This window comes from Achromobacter sp. 77, assembly GCF_020541125.1.
GTDB classification, from domain to species: domain Bacteria; phylum Pseudomonadota; class Gammaproteobacteria; order Burkholderiales; family Burkholderiaceae_B; genus Achromobacter; species Achromobacter mucicolens.
In genome coordinates this window covers 4097764-4113086 of sequence record NZ_CP059848.1, presented here as the reverse complement: position 1 = coordinate 4113086, position 15323 = coordinate 4097764, and the positions used below count along the sequence as shown (strand labels likewise).

At 66.4% G+C, this 15323-nt stretch carries 12 protein-coding genes; 5 read left to right on the top strand and 7 right to left on the bottom strand.

All coding sequences use genetic code 11. The annotated features are described in order from the left end of the window. Nucleotide 1: 1 nt before the first annotated feature. Together H4P35_RS19055 and H4P35_RS19050 are read right to left on the bottom strand one after the other, a co-directional pair. A complete protein-coding gene (locus H4P35_RS19055) occupies nucleotides 2–1708 on the bottom strand; it encodes an ABC transporter permease subunit (RefSeq protein WP_179689722.1) in 1707 nt (568 codons plus the stop codon). Nucleotides 1709–1760: 52 nt separating this feature from the next. After that, entirely contained in the window at nucleotides 1761–2810 is a 1050-nt protein-coding gene (locus H4P35_RS19050; protein ID WP_226846555.1) for an ABC transporter substrate-binding protein, read from the bottom strand. 143 nt (nucleotides 2811–2953) lie between these two features. Between H4P35_RS19050 and H4P35_RS19045 the strand changes: the two genes are divergently transcribed. Beyond that, on the top strand, nucleotides 2954–3730 hold the full coding sequence (locus tag H4P35_RS19045; RefSeq protein WP_226846554.1) for a LamB/YcsF family protein: 777 nt from the start codon (nucleotides 2954–2956) through the stop codon (nucleotides 3728–3730). Here the strand turns inward: H4P35_RS19045 and H4P35_RS19040 are convergent. Then, entirely contained in the window at nucleotides 3724–4662 is a 939-nt protein-coding gene (locus H4P35_RS19040; RefSeq protein ID WP_056323015.1) for a LysR family transcriptional regulator, read from the bottom strand. The genes H4P35_RS19045 and H4P35_RS19040 overlap by 7 nt on opposite strands. Before the next feature lie 299 nt (nucleotides 4663–4961). Between H4P35_RS19040 and H4P35_RS19035 the strand changes: the two genes are divergently transcribed. The 4 genes from H4P35_RS19035 (at nucleotide 4962) to H4P35_RS19020 (ending at nucleotide 9599) form a co-directional block, all read left to right on the top strand. Beyond that, on the top strand, nucleotides 4962–5951 hold the full coding sequence (locus tag H4P35_RS19035) for an N-carbamoyl-D-amino-acid hydrolase (RefSeq protein WP_226846553.1): 990 nt from the start codon (nucleotides 4962–4964) through the stop codon (nucleotides 5949–5951). 35 nt (nucleotides 5952–5986) lie between these two features. Further along, nucleotides 5987–7015 (top strand): threonine/serine dehydratase, encoded by a 1029-nt coding sequence (locus H4P35_RS19030; protein ID WP_226846552.1) that lies wholly within the window; start codon nucleotides 5987–5989, stop codon nucleotides 7013–7015. A gap of 137 nt (nucleotides 7016–7152) precedes the next feature. Continuing rightward, entirely contained in the window at nucleotides 7153–8139 is a 987-nt protein-coding gene (locus H4P35_RS19025; protein ID WP_226846551.1) for a tripartite tricarboxylate transporter substrate binding protein, read from the top strand. A gap of 5 nt (nucleotides 8140–8144) precedes the next feature. Then, a complete protein-coding gene (locus H4P35_RS19020; protein WP_226846550.1) occupies nucleotides 8145–9599 on the top strand; it encodes an amidohydrolase family protein in 1455 nt (484 codons plus the stop codon). A 17-nt stretch (nucleotides 9600–9616) separates the two neighbouring features. Here the strand turns inward: H4P35_RS19020 and H4P35_RS19015 are convergent, their stop codons facing one another. The 4 genes from H4P35_RS19015 to H4P35_RS19000 form a co-directional block, all read right to left on the bottom strand. Next, nucleotides 9617–10450: a PhzF family phenazine biosynthesis protein gene (locus H4P35_RS19015; RefSeq protein ID WP_226846549.1), complete on the bottom strand. Its 834-nt coding sequence runs from the start codon at nucleotides 10448–10450 to the stop codon at nucleotides 9617–9619. 83 nt (nucleotides 10451–10533) lie between these two features. After that, the gene (locus H4P35_RS19010) at nucleotides 10534–10875 is read right to left on the bottom strand and encodes a DUF3325 domain-containing protein (protein ID WP_226846548.1); all 342 of its coding nucleotides are present in this window, start codon (nucleotides 10873–10875) and stop codon (nucleotides 10534–10536) included. Then, complete coding sequence (locus H4P35_RS19005) at nucleotides 10872–12752, bottom strand: PepSY domain-containing protein (protein ID WP_226846547.1); 1881 nt, start codon at nucleotides 12750–12752, stop codon at nucleotides 10872–10874. Before H4P35_RS19005 ends, H4P35_RS19010 begins: the two co-directional genes overlap by 4 nt. A 2-nt stretch (nucleotides 12753–12754) precedes the next feature. Then, the gene (locus tag H4P35_RS19000; protein WP_226846546.1) at nucleotides 12755–15232 is read right to left on the bottom strand and encodes a TonB-dependent receptor; all 2478 of its coding nucleotides are present in this window, start codon (nucleotides 15230–15232) and stop codon (nucleotides 12755–12757) included. Nucleotides 15233–15323 lie beyond the last annotated feature (91 nt).

Sequence of the window (15323 nt, the reverse complement as noted above, 5' to 3'; positions counted from 1 at the left end):
GTCAGTGTTCCTTCTTCCTGCTGATCAGCAGGTTTGCAAGCAGGATCAGCGCCGTCGCCCCGACCAGCAGGCAGGAGGCGGAGATCACGGTGGGATCGAAGTCGTTGGCCAGGCCCTCGAACATCAGCTTGGGCAGGGTGCGGTTGCGGATGGTGGTCAGGAACAGCGCCATGACCACGTCGTCGAACGAGCTGACGAAGGCAAAGACGGCGCCGCCGATCAGGCTGGGGATCAGGGCCGGCAGCATCACCAGCCGGAACATCGTCGGCCAGGAAGCGCCCATGCTCAGCGCGGCCAGCTCCAGGCTGGGGTCCAGGCTGCGCAGCGCCGCCCGCATGGTGATGTAGACGTAGGGCGCGGCCAGCACGGTGTGGCCCAGAATGACCGCCATGGAATTGGCGACCCAGCCGATGGGCGCGAACAGGTAGTACAGCGCGACCGCCGTGACGATGGCCGGCACCGACATCGGGACGATGAAGAAGGCATCCAGCCAGCCTTGATGGCGCTTTGCCAGCCGGCTGACGCCCAGCGCGGCGGCGGTGCCCAGGACCGTGGCCAGCAGCGTCACCACCACGGCGATCCGCGTACTGGAGGCCAGCGCGGCCAGCCATTTGCCGTCCGTGAAGAAGTTCTCGTACCAGCGCAGCCCGTAGCTGGGCGGCGGGAAGATGGGGAAGTCGGTGGTGCCGAAGCTCATCGGAATGACAACGACGATGGGCAGCAGCAGGAACACCGCGCACGCCACGCCCAGCATGGCCGACATCCGGCCGCCCGGCGTGCGGCGATACCCGCTGGTGTTGCTGCCTTTGCCGGAACTGGCGCTGATCAGGCTGTTCAGGCCGAACAGCCGGTTGAACAGCCACAGCGACAGCAGCACGGTGGCCAGCAGCACGCCTGCCAGCGCCGAGGCCAATCCCCAGTTCAGCTCTTCGGTGATGTTGTGCGAAATGAGTTCGGCGGCCATGCGCTGGGCGGGACCGCCCATCAGCGACGGGGTGATGTAGTAGCCCACGGCGTTCATGAAGACAATGATGCCGCCGGCGACCGCGCCCGGACTGGTGAGCGGCAGGATGACCCGGCTGAAAATGCCCGCGGATCCCGCGCCCAGGCCTTGCGCGGCCTGCACCAGGCTGCCGTCCAGGGACCGGAACGACGCATACAGCGGCAGCACCACGAAGGGCATCAGCACGTGCGTCATGCCCACCATCACGCCGGTAAAGTTGTACAGGAACGCCATGGGCTGGTCGAGAATGCCCACGGTCGTCAGCAAAGTGTTCAACGGCCCGTTCTTGCCCAGCAGCGCGATCCAGGCCGATGTGCGCACCAGCGCGCTGGACCAGAAGGGAAGGAGCACCGCGAAGAACACCACGCGCGCCACGGTCGGCGATACGGTCGCCATCAGGTAGGCGAGCGGATAGCTCAACACCACGCATGCCACCGTGACGGCTGCGGCAATGGTGAACGTGTTGACCAGCACGATCCGGTAGATCGGCGTGTCCAGCAGGTGGCGGTAATGGTCCAGCGTCAGGCCGCCGTCCTCGCCCTTGAAGCCGTTGCCCAGCAAACCCGCGATCGGGCCGGCGAAAAACAGCAGAAGAAACAGCAGCAGCGGCAACGCAGCAAGGGCCGCGACGCGGCCGCGCCGGGAAGCGGCGGCCGGGCGCACGCTGGCGACGGGCAGGGTAAGGGCGTCGGTGCTCGTGGTCATGGCATTGGGGCGCCGGCGCACGCGCCGGCGTCTGAGTAAGGAAGCAGAAGGATCAGCGGGCGCGGACCTGGTTGTAGCGCTCGGTGATGGCGGGGCCGTGGGTGTCCCAGAACTCCGAGTTCAGGAAGATGCTTTTCTTCAGGCGCTCGGTGGTCGAAGGCAGGCGCTCAAGCCGCTTGGCGTCGATCAGGGGCAGGGCCTGCTCGGTGGTCGGGCCGTAGGCGATGTACTTGCTGAATTCGGCCTGGTGCTTGGGCTGGATCATGTAGTTCAGCAGCTTGATGGCCGCGTCGCGGTTGGGCGAGCCCTTCACGATGGCGAAGTAGCCGACCTGAGCGATGCTGTCGCCCCAGCCCATGGCGATGGGCAGGCCCGAGTCGATGCCGGCCTGGAAGCGGCCGTTCCAGCCCAGCGCCATCACGACTTCGCCGGTTCCCAGCGCGTTGACGGGTTCGGCGCCGCTCTTCCACCAGCGGGCGACGTGGGGCTTGATCTCTTCGATCTTCTTGAACGCGCGGTCAAGGCCCTCGGGCGTGGCCAGCACCTTGTACACATCGGCAGGCGGGACGCCGTCGGCGATGAGCGCCGCTTCGATCACCGTGGCCGGATCGTCCTGGAGGGTCCGCTTGCCGGGGAATTTCTTCACGTCCCAGAAGTCGGCGAAGGTGCTGGGTTGCGGCTTGCCGGCGGGGAAGGCCTGGGTCGAGAAGCCGATGTTGGTCGAGAAGATTTCCGACGGCACGCCATAGTCGTTGCGGGCACTGGGGATGACGTGGTCCTGGTTGACCATCTGCGGCGTGATCTTCTCGAAGACGCCCAGCTTGATGCCGCGCGTCAGGCGGGCGCTGTTCTCGGTCACCACGTCCCATGTGACCGACTTGGTGTCGATCATGGCGCGGATCTTGGCGACCTGCGGATCGGTGTCTTCGTGGACGGTAATGCCGGTTTCCTTGGAGAAGGGCTTGAGCCAGGCGTCGCGGATCGCGCCCTGGTAGTTGCCGCCCCAGCTGGCGAAATTGAGTTCTGCCGCTTGCGCCACGCCAGTCGCCATCGCCAATGCTGCGGCCACGGCGCATGTGGCGTTCTTCCATTTGAAATTCATTGCTTGGACTCCGTTCATTAAAAAAACGCGGTGGGCAGACCTGCCCCGATCCTGGGCATATCGCCTCAGCAAGTCCTTGGCATGCAAATTGCATGCCAACGGTATGCCAAACATTGAAATTCGCTTTTTTCGGAGTCCTTCAGATGCGCGACGTAGACCTCAATTCCGACCTGGGAGAGAGCTTTGGCCACTACAAGATTGGTGCGGACGAGGCCATGCTGGACCTCATCACGTCGGCCAACGTGGCTTGCGGTTTTCACGGTGGTGATGCATCGGTCATGCACCAAACTGCGGCATCCGCGCTAAAGCGGGGCATCGATGTGGGCGCCCATCCGGGGTTCAACGACCTGTGGGGATTCGGCCGGCGCAAGATCGTCGGCGACAGCCCTCAGGCCATCGGCGACATGCTCGCGTACCAGATCGCCGCGATGCAGGGCATGGCCCGCGCCGCGGGCCATCGCGTGACGCATGTGAAGGTGCACGGCGCGCTGGCCACGCTGGCCTTCGAAGACCGGGCGCTGTCAGAGGCGCTGACCTGGGCCATGCGCACGCTCGATCCGGAGTTGGTGCTGGTCTGCACGCCGCACAACGAGACCGAGCGCGCCGCGCGCCGGGCCGGCATCCGCGTGGCCTGCGAGGTGTTTGCCGACAGGCTCTACGGCGACAATGGCCTGACGCTGCCGCGCAGCGAGCCCGGCGCGGTGATCCACGATCCGGCCTCGGCCGCCGCGCAGGCGGTGCGCATGGTGCGCGAACAGGCGATCCGCACGGTGGGCGGCAAGGTGGTCGCCATGCCGGTGCACACGATCTGCGTGCATGGCGACAATCCGCAGGGCGTCGACATCGCGCGGGCTGTGCGTCAGGCGCTGCAGGAAGAGGGCGTGCGCCTGCGGCCGATCTCGCAGATGGATTTTCAGTAAGGTGCGTCTTTTTGCGCCTGCCGGATCAACGTCTTCAGCACGGTCGCAAAGCGCTTGGCGGTGCTCGATAGCGGGCTGCTGGCCGAGTGCAGCAGATGGATGGCGTGGCTCAGGGCGGGTTCGGTGGGAAGCAGCACGAAGTCCTTGCCGAAGCTGGGGTGATAGCCGAACGATTCGATCAGCGCCACGCCCACGCCTTGGCGCACGAGCGCCAGCGCCTCGGGCGTCGAGCGGATTTCGATCTGCGGCTGCACCGGCGCGGGGCCGGAGTTCAGAAAGCGGCTGGCAAGCCGCCCGAAGGGCGTGTCGGCGCCATAGCCGATCAGCAGATGGCCTTGCAGGTCTTCGGCGCGAACGCGCCTGCGCACCGCCAGCGGATGGCCGCGCGGCACCGCGCAGCCCAGCCAGCCCTGCCCGATCTCTTCGCTGACGATATTGGCGTTGACCGGTGGCGGCATCGACGCGATGCCGAAATCGGCCTGTCCCAGCAGCAGATGCGGCAGCAGCGCGTCAAATGCCAGCGGCCGGTAGCGGATTGGCGTGTCGGGATGCCGCTCGCGAAACTTCTGGATGGCGTGCGGGATGAGCCATTCGCTGAAGCTGGGGCTGGACACCAGACTGACCGTGCCTGCCGAGCCTGCGCCCAACGCGCCCGCCAGGGCATTGAACCGGTTGACGCGGCCGAAGATCTCTTCGGCCTCGACAAACAGGCGCCGGGCCTCCGGGGTGGGGTGCAGCCGCCCCTTGACGCGTTCGAACAGCCGATAGCGCAGCCGGTTCTCGGCCGAGGCCAGCACGCGGCTCACGGCAGGCTGCGTCACGGACAGCATGCGGCCCGCCTCGCTGAGCGAGCCGGTCAGCATCACGGCGTGGAAGACCTCGATCTGGCGAAGCGTCAGCGCTCCGGGCGCAGAGGGAAGGGGGCCGGCCATAGGGAAGGGGGCGTAAGTGGAAGGGATGTCAGCGCCAGCCATTTTATGGCCTGTAGGCCGGCGCGGCGTGCGCGCCACACGGGCGCCATGACGTTTTGCGCGCAGCCCATTACTAAATGCACAGTCCCGCGGCCGGCTGGAGCCTTGTCCGGCGGCGGCAAACCCTTTGTTTTCAAGGGTAGCGGGCCCGTTTTACGGCTCGCCGCGATCCGCGTCCCGCCCGGCGGACGGTCTTCCCGCAGCCGGGCGCCCACGTCATGCTGGCGGCGGATATCGCTCACACAACCCAGGATTACCTCATGTCCCGCATCGTCACCGTCGCTGCCGCCCAATTGGGTCCGATTCAACGTTCCGAAGGGCGCGACGTGGCGATCGGCCGCATGGTCCGGCTGATGGAGCGCGCGCATCAACGCGGCGCCCAGGTCGTGGTGTTTCCGGAACTTGCGCTGACGACCTTCTTTCCGCGCTGGTACTGCGAGGATCTTGACGAGGCGGATGCCTGGTTTGAGCCCAGCCTGCCGTCGCCCGCCACGCAGCCGCTGTTAGACGCCATCAAGCGCTACGGCCTGATGGTGTACCTGGGATACGCGGAACTGGCCTGGGAACCGGACGAACAGGGCATCGTGCGCAAGCGCCGGTTCAATACGTCGGTTGTCATCGCGCCCAACGGCGAGATCGTGCTGAAGTACCGCAAGGTTCATCTGCCGGGGCACGCCGAGTTCGCCGAGCATCGCCAGGTCCAGCATCTGGAGAAGCGCTACTTCGAAGTGGGCAACCTGGGATTCCCGGTGGTGCGCGCGCCCATTGCGCCCGGCGTGGACGCGAACCTGGGCATGCTCATCTGCAACGACAGGCGCTGGCCCGAGGCCTGGCGCGTGCTGGGCCTGCAGCAAGTCGAACTCGTCATGCTGGGCTACAACACGCCCAGCCGCAACCAGGACAACCGCGGCTTCGAGGCGCACCACCTGCGCGTGCTGCACTCGCACCTGTCCATCCAGGCGGGCTGCTACCAGAACGCCACCTTTGCCGCGGCCGTTGCCAAGGCCGGCACTGAGGACGGCCATGAACTGTTGGGCCACTCCATCATCGTCAACCCCCAGGGCGAAATCATCGCCATGGCCGCGACCTGGGACGATGAGCTGATCGTTGCCGACTGCGACCTGGACCTGTGCGAATTGGGCCGCAGCACCGTCTTCAATTTCGCCAAGCATCGCCGTCCCGAAGCCTACGGCCGCCTGGTCGAGCAGACCGGCAGCGTCGCGCCCGCCGTCTGGACGCCTTCGGCTTGACCCGTCCGACTTTCCCTACCTTGCTGGATAGCCTCATGACCGCGATGCTTTTGCCTCCGACCATCGAACACGAAATGCTCGGCACCCTGCGCGTGCCGCAATACGCCGACGTGACCGCCGCCGCCGAGCGCCTGGCGCCCTACGTGCGGCGCACCATGCTGTTGCGCTCGCCGGCGCTGGACGAACGGGCGCAGGCGCCCATCTGGCTGAAGCTGGAAAACCTGCAGGTGACGGGCTCCTTCAAGGCCCGGGGCGCATTCAACGCACTGTTGAACATGGACCCGGCGCAGCGCGAGCGCGGCGTGGTGGCCTATTCCACCGGCAATCATGGCCAGGCCGTTGCCTGGGCCAGCCGCTGCCTGCGCGTGCCGGCCACCATCGTGATGCCGGTGGATGCGCCGGAAAACAAGGTCGAGAAGGCGCTGCGCCACGGCGCCAAGGTGGTGCGCTACGACCGCACGCGCGAAAGCCGCGAAGAGATCGGGATGCGCCTGCTGGCCGAGACCGGCGCCACGCTGCTGCCGCCTGGCGATCATCCTGACGTGCTGGCGGCACAGGGCACGCTGGCCTTGGAGGCGTTGCAGGATCTGCCGGCCGCGGCGCGGGCCAACCTTGGGCTCTTTGCCACGCCTTGCGGCGGCGGCGGCATGGCGGCGGGTTGCTCGCTGGTGCTGCGCGAACTGGCGCCGCAGGCGCGGATGGTGGCGGTGGAACCACGCGAATTCGACGACACGGTGAGGTCGCTGGCCTCCGGCAAGCGCGAAACCAACCCCGCAGGCGCCAAGACCTTGTGCGATGCGCTGCAGGCAGCGACGCCGGCGGAATTGCCTTACGCGATCAACAGCCGCTGCCTGAGCGCGGCCGTGTCGGTGAGCGATGACGAAGTCGCCACCGCCATCCGCTTTGCGCTGGATGAATTGCGCCTGGTGGTCGAGCCGGGCGGCGCGGTGGCGCTGGCCGCGCTGCTGGCGGGAAAGCTGTCTGCCGAAGGCCGCGACGCGGTCATCGTGCTGTCGGGCGGGAACATCGATCTGCCGCTGTTGCGTCAGATCGCACTGGACTGAGCGTTCGCGCGACCGTCCAGGCCGGCGGGGCCGCAAGCCCCGCCGCGTAGTACCGGCGTCGTTCAGGCGCCGTGCAAGACCCGCGGGGGACGCAGAGCCCGCGCGGCTACACCTATAACAGTCCAAGGAAGAAAACCATGTCCACGTTCCAAAGCAGCGCCAGGCGCTGGCTCGCGGCGGCGAGCGCAGTGATGAGTCTGACCGCGGTGTCCGCCGCGCAGGCCGCCTATCCCGAGCATCCCGTCACGATCGTCGTGCCGTTCAATACCGGCACCACGCCCGACCTTGTATCGCGCCTGCTGGCCGCCGAAATGGCCAAGCAGACCGGCGGCAACTTTGTCGTTCAGAACCGCACCGGCGCATCCGGCATCATCGGCACGCAGGCCGTGGCCAATGCCGCGCCCGACGGCTACACCATCGGCTTTGCCAATGTGGCCACGCTGGCGATCAACCAGAGTCTTTACGCCAAGCTGCAGTACGACGCCGACAAGCAATTGGCGCCGGTCGCGCTGACCGGTTCCGTGCAGAACCTGCTGGCCGTGCGTCCGGGCCTGAACGTCAAAAGCGTCGCCGAGCTGATCGCCCTGGCCAAGAAGGAACCGGGCAAGCTGGTGGTGTCGTCGGGCGGCAACGGCACGACGGGCCATCTGAGCGCGGCGATGTTCGGCGCGATGGCGGGCGTGGAGTTCATGCACGTGCCTTACAAGGGCGGCGTTGAGGCGGACCTGGCCGTGCTGCGCGGCGAAGCCGACCTGGTGTTCGACAATATTTCTTCCATCGCCGCGTTCGTGGACCAGGGCAAGGTCGTGCCGCTGGCCGTGACCGACCTGCAGCGCGATCCGTCCATGCCCAATCTGGCGACGCTGGACGAGCAGGGGTTGAAGGGCTATCGCGCCGTGGCCTGGACGGGCTATGTCGCGCCCGCCGGTACCGACCCCAAGGTGCTGGACTACCTGAACGGCGCAATCAACAAGGCGCTGCAGTCGCCTGACGTTCAGGAAAAGCTCAAGACGCTGTCCTATGTGCCTAACATCGGCCCGCGCCAGCAGCTGTTTGACCGCGCACACGCCGAGCGTCCGGTCTGGGCGCAGGTGATCAAGCAAGCCAACGTCAAGATCGACTGAGCCTTATGAATCACGAACGCTACGATCTGCTGATCCGTGGAGGCACGGTGATCGACGGGACGGGCGCCGACCGCGTCCGGGCCGACGTGGGCGTGCGCGATGGCCGCATTGCGGCCGTCGGCGACCTGGCGGGCGCCGTGGCCGACCAGGTGCTGGCGGCGGACGGCCGCATCGTGTCGCCCGGCTTCATCGATACGCACACCCACGACGACCGGTACCTGTCGATCGATCCCGGCATGCCCGCCAAGCTGAGCCAGGGCGTCACCACGGTGGTGACCGGCAACTGCGGCATCAGCCAGGCGCCGTGGCGTTCGGGCTGGCGCAGCGAGGTGCCTGCGCCTGTCAATCTGCTGGGCAACGACGCCGGCGATTTTCCATACGAGACATTCCGCGCCTATCTGGAAAACCTGGATCGCCACCCACCCGCCGTGAACGCGGCCTGCCTGGTGGGACACACCTCGCTGCGCGCCGCCGCGATGGACGACCTGGACCGGCCGGCAACCGCCGCCGAGATCGAGCACATGCAGGAGTTGTTGCACGAGGCCATGCAGAGCGGCGCCATCGGGCTGTCCACCGGCACCGCGTATCCGGCCGCCATGCCGGCGACGCTGGATGAACTGATGGCGGTGGCCAGCGTGCTGCGCGAGTATGGCGGGCTGTATGCCAGCCATATCCGCGATGAAGGCGATCGCATCTTCGCGGCGCTGGATGAAGCCTTTGCGGTGGGGGCAGCGGGCGGCGCGCCCGTGCTGATTTCGCACCACAAGCTGATCGGTCCACGCAACCATGGGCGTTCGGTGCAGACGCTGGCGCACATCGGTCAGGCCAGCCAGCGTCAGAAGGTGGCGCTGGATTGCTATCCCTACGTGGCCGGATCCACGATCCTGCGCAAGGACCGCCTTGCGGTATCCAGCCGGGTCATCGTGACCAAGTCCGTGCCGTATCCGCAGTACGCGGGGCGGGATCTGGACGGTATTGCCCGCGACATGGGGCTGAGTCCGGAAGATGCGGTCGATGCGCTGCAGCCGGCGGGCGCCATCTACTTCATCATGGACGAGGCCGACGTCGAGCGCATCCTCGCGTACCCGGGCACGATGATCGGTTCGGACGGCATGCCTCACGATCCCGCGCCGCACCCGCGCCTGTGGGGCACCTTTCCGCGGGTGCTGGGCCACTATTGCCGCGACGTCGGGCTGTTCACGCTGGAACAGGCGGTGCACAAAATGACCGGCAAGCCGGCCGCGTATTTCCGGCTTCCCGCGCGAGGGCGCATCGCCGAGGGTTTCGCGGCCGACATCGTGGTCTTCGACGCGGATGCCATTGCGGACACCGCTACCTGGGCCGCGCCCACCCGCCAGGCGCAGGGTATCGATTACGTGTTGGTCAACGGGCGCTTGGCGTGGAGCTTTGGCGCCAGCACGGGTACGCACGCTGGCAGTGTCATACGCCCGAAGGCGTGACGGAACGGCCCGCGCGCCTAGCCGATGACAGACGACTTGCCGCGTACATTCACGGGGGATCCCGGCTCCCCGGTGAATTCCACTTCGATTCGGCAGGGCATGCCCATGTCCTCGCCTTGCAGGATGACGATTTCGCCATGCGCTTTGCGGCCCAGGTCGCGCAGCATGCCGGCAAAGGCCGCTGCGGCCGCGCCGGTTGCCGGGTCTTCCAGGACGCCGCCAATGGCAAACGCGTTGCGCGCGTGGAACAGGGTATCGCTCTCGCTGAACACGAACGCGATGGTTCCGATGCGATGGGTTTGCATGAAGCGGCGTCCTTGATCAAGGTCGTAGTTCATGCGCGCCAGCGCGGCGCGTGAAATGAGCGGCACGATCAAGTGGTCGATCCCCGCGTTGGCCATGCAGGGGGATAGCGTGGGATCCAGGTCGTCGGCCGAGTAGCCGAAAAGGTCTAGCGCCTCGGTCAACAACCCGGGGCTGGCGAGGGCGCTGCGCGTCGGCGGCGAGCGCAGCACGCTTACCCATTCGCCGTCCTGGATTTCAGCCGACACTTCAATTTGGGCTTTTGCCAGGGCCAGCGGATACCTGGCCGGCCCAAAGGTCTGACCGAGCACCGCGCCTAGCGCGATGGTCGCATGCCCGCAAAAGGCAACTTCGGCTTCAGGCGAGTAGTACCGGGTGCGCCACGAGCCATCGCCGTTTGGACAGGAGAAGACCGTTTCCGAATAGCCGACCTCGGCCGCCACCCTTTGCATTTCCTCGGGCGAGGGCAGTTGATCCGCAAGAACGACGCCGGCGGGATTTCCGCCTTGACCGTGGCTGGTGAATGCAGCGATCCGGTTAATGTGCATGAGGATTTCTCTTTTGTCCTGAGGTGGCAATGGGTTATGGGGGGTAAGAATAAGGCAATGTGTCGATGTTCCGCCGGGCGGTTTCAGGCGCAGGCCAGGCCCAAGCCCAGAAAGGCCGCCATCGCGGCCAGCATCCGGAGCCGACGCGGCGCATAGCTGAGCGTGAGGGTGGTCAGGATCGCGCCGCACGACAGCATGCCCAGCCAGACCAGCGCCGCCACCGCGATGCCCCAGGCCTGCAGGCAGGCGGCCATCGCGGCAAGCGCCAGCAGCGCGGCGCTCAGACGCAAGCCGCACTTGATCCCGAAGGTTGTGGTTTCGTGACCGGTTGCCTGTTCATGGTGCCGGTCCATTGCCAGCGCCAGGCAGGCAAAGGTGGCAAAGGCCAGCGCCAGCGCGGCCAGGGCTGCGATCGTGGTGCTCATGCAATCCCCATCGCCCATGCCAGCGCTGCCAGCACGGCAATGCCGGTCAGCAGCCAACGCCACGCATCCTGCGCCGCGAACACCCACAGCGCCGCCACCGTGTAGATCAGAAAGCTCAGCAGGCTGGCCACGACCACCCCGATCGCGGGGCTGACAAGGCCGCCCAGCGGCAGGATTTGAGCCAGGACGATCGCGCCCACCGTCGCCAGCGCGTAGCCGCCCAACACCGCGCAGAGCACGCGCGCCAGCACACGCCAGCGATGGCCGCGCGGCGCGGCCGTCACGCGCGCCTGCCGGGGGGAGGTCCAGTCCCCCGCCCGCAGGCGCCACGCCAGCAGGGTGAACAGGCCGCCAAGCACCACGATGGTGGATTCCACCATTGCCGCCTGCCAATCGCCGCGGCGCGCATAGGCCAGCGCATGTTGCCCGGTGGTCAGCACGTTGGTCACGGGCAGCAATAGGCACAGCAGCGCGGTGCAGGCTACCTGCTCGACCCAGGCGCGCCGCACCGGCCGCACGCAGGCATGCGCCAGGCTCAACAGCCAAACCAGGAAGAAGCCTCTGATCTCCCAGGCGTCGCGGCCGGGCAGCGCTGCCGGGAGCAGGCGGTTGGCGTGGAAGTAGGCGATGCAGGCCAGACTGGCCCCCGCAATCGCCGCCACGTTGAGTGCTTCGGCAGTGCGGTAGAACGCTGGCGTGGCGGCGCCGAACTCGCTTTGGCCCTTGTTGCGCCGCTTGATGGTGTAGAGGACCGCTCCCGTCGCCATCATCAGCGTGCCCGCCAGTCCGCAGACGAAGTACAGCCACTTGATCGTCCAGCCGCCATACGAGGCCACATGCAGGCGCTCCATCACTTCATGTGCGGCGTCGCCCGCTTGCCGGCCCGCGGCGGGATGCAGGGCGGAGAACGCGCCGCTGGCGCCGTCGAACACGGCGCGTCCCGCCGGGCTGGTGAGATCGCGTATCGTGGCCGCGGACTCCGGCCGGCCATACACGCTGATGCGCTCCCGCGGCTGACCCGGACGCTCCACCATGATCATGCGGGCGGGGCTTGCCAGTGCCGTCTGCGCCGCTTGCAGCAGCGCACCCAATTGCTGGCGCGCCGGCAGACCGCCGTCCAGCTGAGGGCGTGCGGGCAATGTAGCGGCCCCAGCTTGCGGGGCCCGCTGGGCAAGCGCTGCCTGCCAGCGCGCCGCCCCTTGCTCGCCATAGACCGCGCGGAGCGGGCCTGGCATGTAGCTGGTGTAGAAGATCGCCAGCCCGGTATAGGCGATCATCACCTGGAACGGCAGCGTGAGTACGGCCGATGCATTGTGGCCGTCAAGCCAGGCGCGCTGGCCGCGCCCCGGACGAAAGGTGAAAAAGTCCTTGAAGATGCGTTTGTGGACAACGATGCCCGACAGCAGTGCGGCCAGCATCCCTATCGTCAGCCAGCCCACCAGCCAGAAGCCGAACGTGTCGGCATGCAGGCTGTAGTGCAGCGTCATGAAATGGCGACCGCCTTCGCTCTTGCGTCCCCAGGGCTGGGGCAGCAGGGAGCCGTCACGCGGATCCATCGCGGCCTCGTGCGTGACGCCCGCGTTGGTGCGCCAAACCAGCCGCATCGCCTGCGTCGCCGCTTCGGGCAGCTCGATGCGCCAGAAGCGCGCGTCGCCTTCCTGGTCAGCCAGAAAGCGCGAGGCCGCCGCCAGCACGGCCTCCTGCGGCAGCACCTGCGTCGCGGGCGGCAAGACGGGTTCGGCCGTCATCCAGCGCGTAATCGGTTCCCGGAACACGCTGATGGTGCCCGCCAGGAAGATCAGGCACAGCAGCCAGGCGCACACCAGTCCGCACCAGGTGTGCAGCCAGCTCATGCGCTGGCGCAGACCGGTCTTCATTGTCAGAACGTGCCTCGCAGCGTCAGCATGGCATTGCGGGGATCGCCGTAATGCACGCCGTTGACCAGGTTGCCGACGGCGCTGTAGTACGTCTTGTCGAAGATGTTGTTGAGGTTGACCGTGGCGGCCCAATTGCGGTTGATCTGATACTTCGCGTAGGCGCTCCATACGGCGCGTCCGCTGGCGTGCACGGTGGTGGCGCCGATCTGGCGCGACTGCCCGCTCTGCACATTGACGCCGCCGCCCACCGTGAAGGCGTTCAAGTCGCCAGGCAATTGATATGTGGTCCAGAGCCGGAAGATGTGCTTGGGCGTATACCACGCGAACGCCTGGCCTTCGCTGTCCTGGTCCTTCAGGTACTTGGTCGTGTTGAAGGTATAGCCGGCAAAGAGGTTCCAGCCTGGGGTCAGTTCGCCGCTGATCTCCGCGTCAAAGCCCTGGCTGCGCACCTTGCCCGCATCGGTGTAGCAGAAATACCCGGCAGCGCAGGTCGGGCTGGTGTTGAAATCGACCTGGGCGCGGTTGTTCTGGTTGATCCGAAAGAGCGCGAACGCGGTATTGACGCGGCCGTCCAGCAACTCGCCCTTCAAGCCCAGTTCGTAGCTTTCTCCTACGATCGGCTTAAGGGACTCACCCGCGGCATTCACCTCGCTTTGCGGCTGGAAGATGTCGGTGTAGCTCACATACGTCGTCCATTGCGGCGACAGGTCCAGCATCAGGCCGGCATAAGGCGTGAAGTGGGTGTTGGCCTGCTTGGTCTGACCGTTGACGAGCTCGCCGGCGGTCGTCGTGTCGGTCGTCCAGACCCGGTTGGAACGGCTGAACCGGCCGCCCAGCACCAGCTTCAGGGGATCGGCCAGTTGCAGGCGCGTGGTGCCGTAAAAGCCCAGTTCGCGGTTCGAGCCGATGCGCGCCTCGTCAGTGCCTGCGCGTATCTCGGCCGTGGTGGGCTCGGGCAGGTCCGGATTGAAGTTGAACGCGTTGAAGGTCGCGTAGTTGACCAGATACGCGTAGGACGTGTCGATCTTGGTGTGTCCGTAGTTGGCGCCCACCACTACCTCGTGGGTGCGGCCGAACGCACGGAACTTGCCGGTCAGATTCGCGTCCACGCCCGAGGTGTCGATGTCGGCCACCGTCCTGGCCACGCTGACGGTCGCCATCTGCGTTACGGGATTCACCGCTCGGCTCGACGTGGTGTACTTCAGCTGCTGACTTTCCTTCACGTAGGCGCCGGTCATCTTGAAGCGCCAGTCGTCGTTGAACGCATGCGTGAAGTCGGCGTAGAAGCCCTGGTTCGAGGTCTTCTGGCGGTTCCAGTTTGCGCCGAAGCTGGTGGACCGCTTGAACCCGACCTCTTCACCGTTGCTGTAGCGCGGCAGGCCCGACATCGAAGGGCGGCCTCGCAGGTCTTCGTAGCTGTAGCCCAGATTCACCTGCGTGCGCGGCGAGAAGTCGTACTCGACCGTGGCGTAGACGGTGGTGTTCTTCAGGTTCACCCGGTCCACGAATGAGTGTTCGTCCTGGCGGTCGATCAGGGCGCGGCCACGCAGGCTGCCGTCTTCGTTCAGCAAAGCGCTGCCGTCGAGCTGCATGCCGTAGCGGTCCCAGCTTCCGGCCTGGGTCTCGACCATGAAACGGTCTTCCTGCAACGGCCGTTTGCGCACCAGGTTCACCGCGCCGCCAGGCGAACCAGAACCTTGCAGCAGGCCGGCCGCGCCGCGCAGCACTTCGACGCGGTCATAAAACGCGGTGCCGCCCGAATAGTTGCTGGCTCGACCATACATGCTGCGTTCCAGCGGCACGCCGTCGTACTGGATCACGCTGTTGTTAAAGCCGCGGGAATAGATGTATTTGCCGCCCTGCGGGCTCTGTTGCAAGGTCACGCCAGTGGTGTTTTCCAGCGCGTCATACACCGAGGTCAGGTTTTGCTCGTCCAGGCGCTGGCGGGTCACCACGCTGACCGATTGCGGAATGTCGCGCAGCTGCTGCTCGCCCTTGCCGATGGTGACCGCCGACGTGGTGTAGGAGCCGGTGCCTTCGGTCATGAGGCGGTACTCCTGCCCCGTCACGGTGACCGGTTCGAGCATGGTCGCGCCGCCGCCGGGCAGGCGCCGCACGGCATAGCCGCCGCTGGAAAGCCTGACCCCCTCGAATCCGGTACGGGACAGCAATGCGCTCAAGCCGCGCCCGGCGCTCCAGCGTCCTTGCAGGCCCTCGGTTCGCAGTCCGCTCACCTGCGCGGCATCGAACGACACATTCACGCCGGCGGCGCGGGCAAACTGGTTCAGCGCCGGCTCCAGCGGCCCGGCGTCGATGGCGAAGGTGTATTCCGTTTCCTGCGCGGCAACACCGGCCTGCGCCTGGACAGCGGGGGCAATGAAGCCTAGGGCGGCGCCGCATAGCAGGCCGGAAAGAACGGTGGACAACACGGTCGGGACGGGCGTCAGGCGCGCCGTCCTGGAGGTACGAGCGAGGGTCATTGCGAAATCTTGATAGGCCAGGTTGAAAGATGTCTTTCCCTGTAGGCCGGTCGAAAACGCAAATCCCCTCACTTTTCATCAAAAAAATCGT

Excerpts from the sequence above, each read along its gene's own strand:
- H4P35_RS19055 (WP_179689722.1), bottom strand. The coding sequence starts at position 1,708 with ATGACCACGAGCACCGACGCCCTTACCCTGCCCGTCGCCAGCGTGCGC.
- H4P35_RS19050 (WP_226846555.1), bottom strand. The coding sequence starts at position 2,810 with ATGAATTTCAAATGGAAGAACGCCACATGCGCCGTGGCCGCAGCATTG.
- H4P35_RS19045 (WP_226846554.1), top strand. The coding sequence starts at position 2,954 with ATGCGCGACGTAGACCTCAATTCCGACCTGGGAGAGAGCTTTGGCCAC.
- H4P35_RS19040 (WP_056323015.1), bottom strand. The coding sequence starts at position 4,662 with ATGGCCGGCCCCCTTCCCTCTGCGCCCGGAGCGCTGACGCTTCGCCAG.
- H4P35_RS19035 (WP_226846553.1), top strand. The coding sequence starts at position 4,962 with ATGTCCCGCATCGTCACCGTCGCTGCCGCCCAATTGGGTCCGATTCAA.
- H4P35_RS19030 (WP_226846552.1), top strand. The coding sequence starts at position 5,987 with ATGACCGCGATGCTTTTGCCTCCGACCATCGAACACGAAATGCTCGGC.
- H4P35_RS19025 (WP_226846551.1), top strand. The coding sequence starts at position 7,153 with ATGTCCACGTTCCAAAGCAGCGCCAGGCGCTGGCTCGCGGCGGCGAGC.
- H4P35_RS19020 (WP_226846550.1), top strand. The coding sequence starts at position 8,145 with ATGAATCACGAACGCTACGATCTGCTGATCCGTGGAGGCACGGTGATC.
- H4P35_RS19015 (WP_226846549.1), bottom strand. The coding sequence starts at position 10,450 with ATGCACATTAACCGGATCGCTGCATTCACCAGCCACGGTCAAGGCGGA.
- H4P35_RS19010 (WP_226846548.1), bottom strand. The coding sequence starts at position 10,875 with ATGAGCACCACGATCGCAGCCCTGGCCGCGCTGGCGCTGGCCTTTGCC.
- H4P35_RS19005 (WP_226846547.1), bottom strand. The coding sequence starts at position 12,752 with ATGAAGACCGGTCTGCGCCAGCGCATGAGCTGGCTGCACACCTGGTGC.
- H4P35_RS19000 (WP_226846546.1), bottom strand. The coding sequence starts at position 15,232 with ATGACCCTCGCTCGTACCTCCAGGACGGCGCGCCTGACGCCCGTCCCG.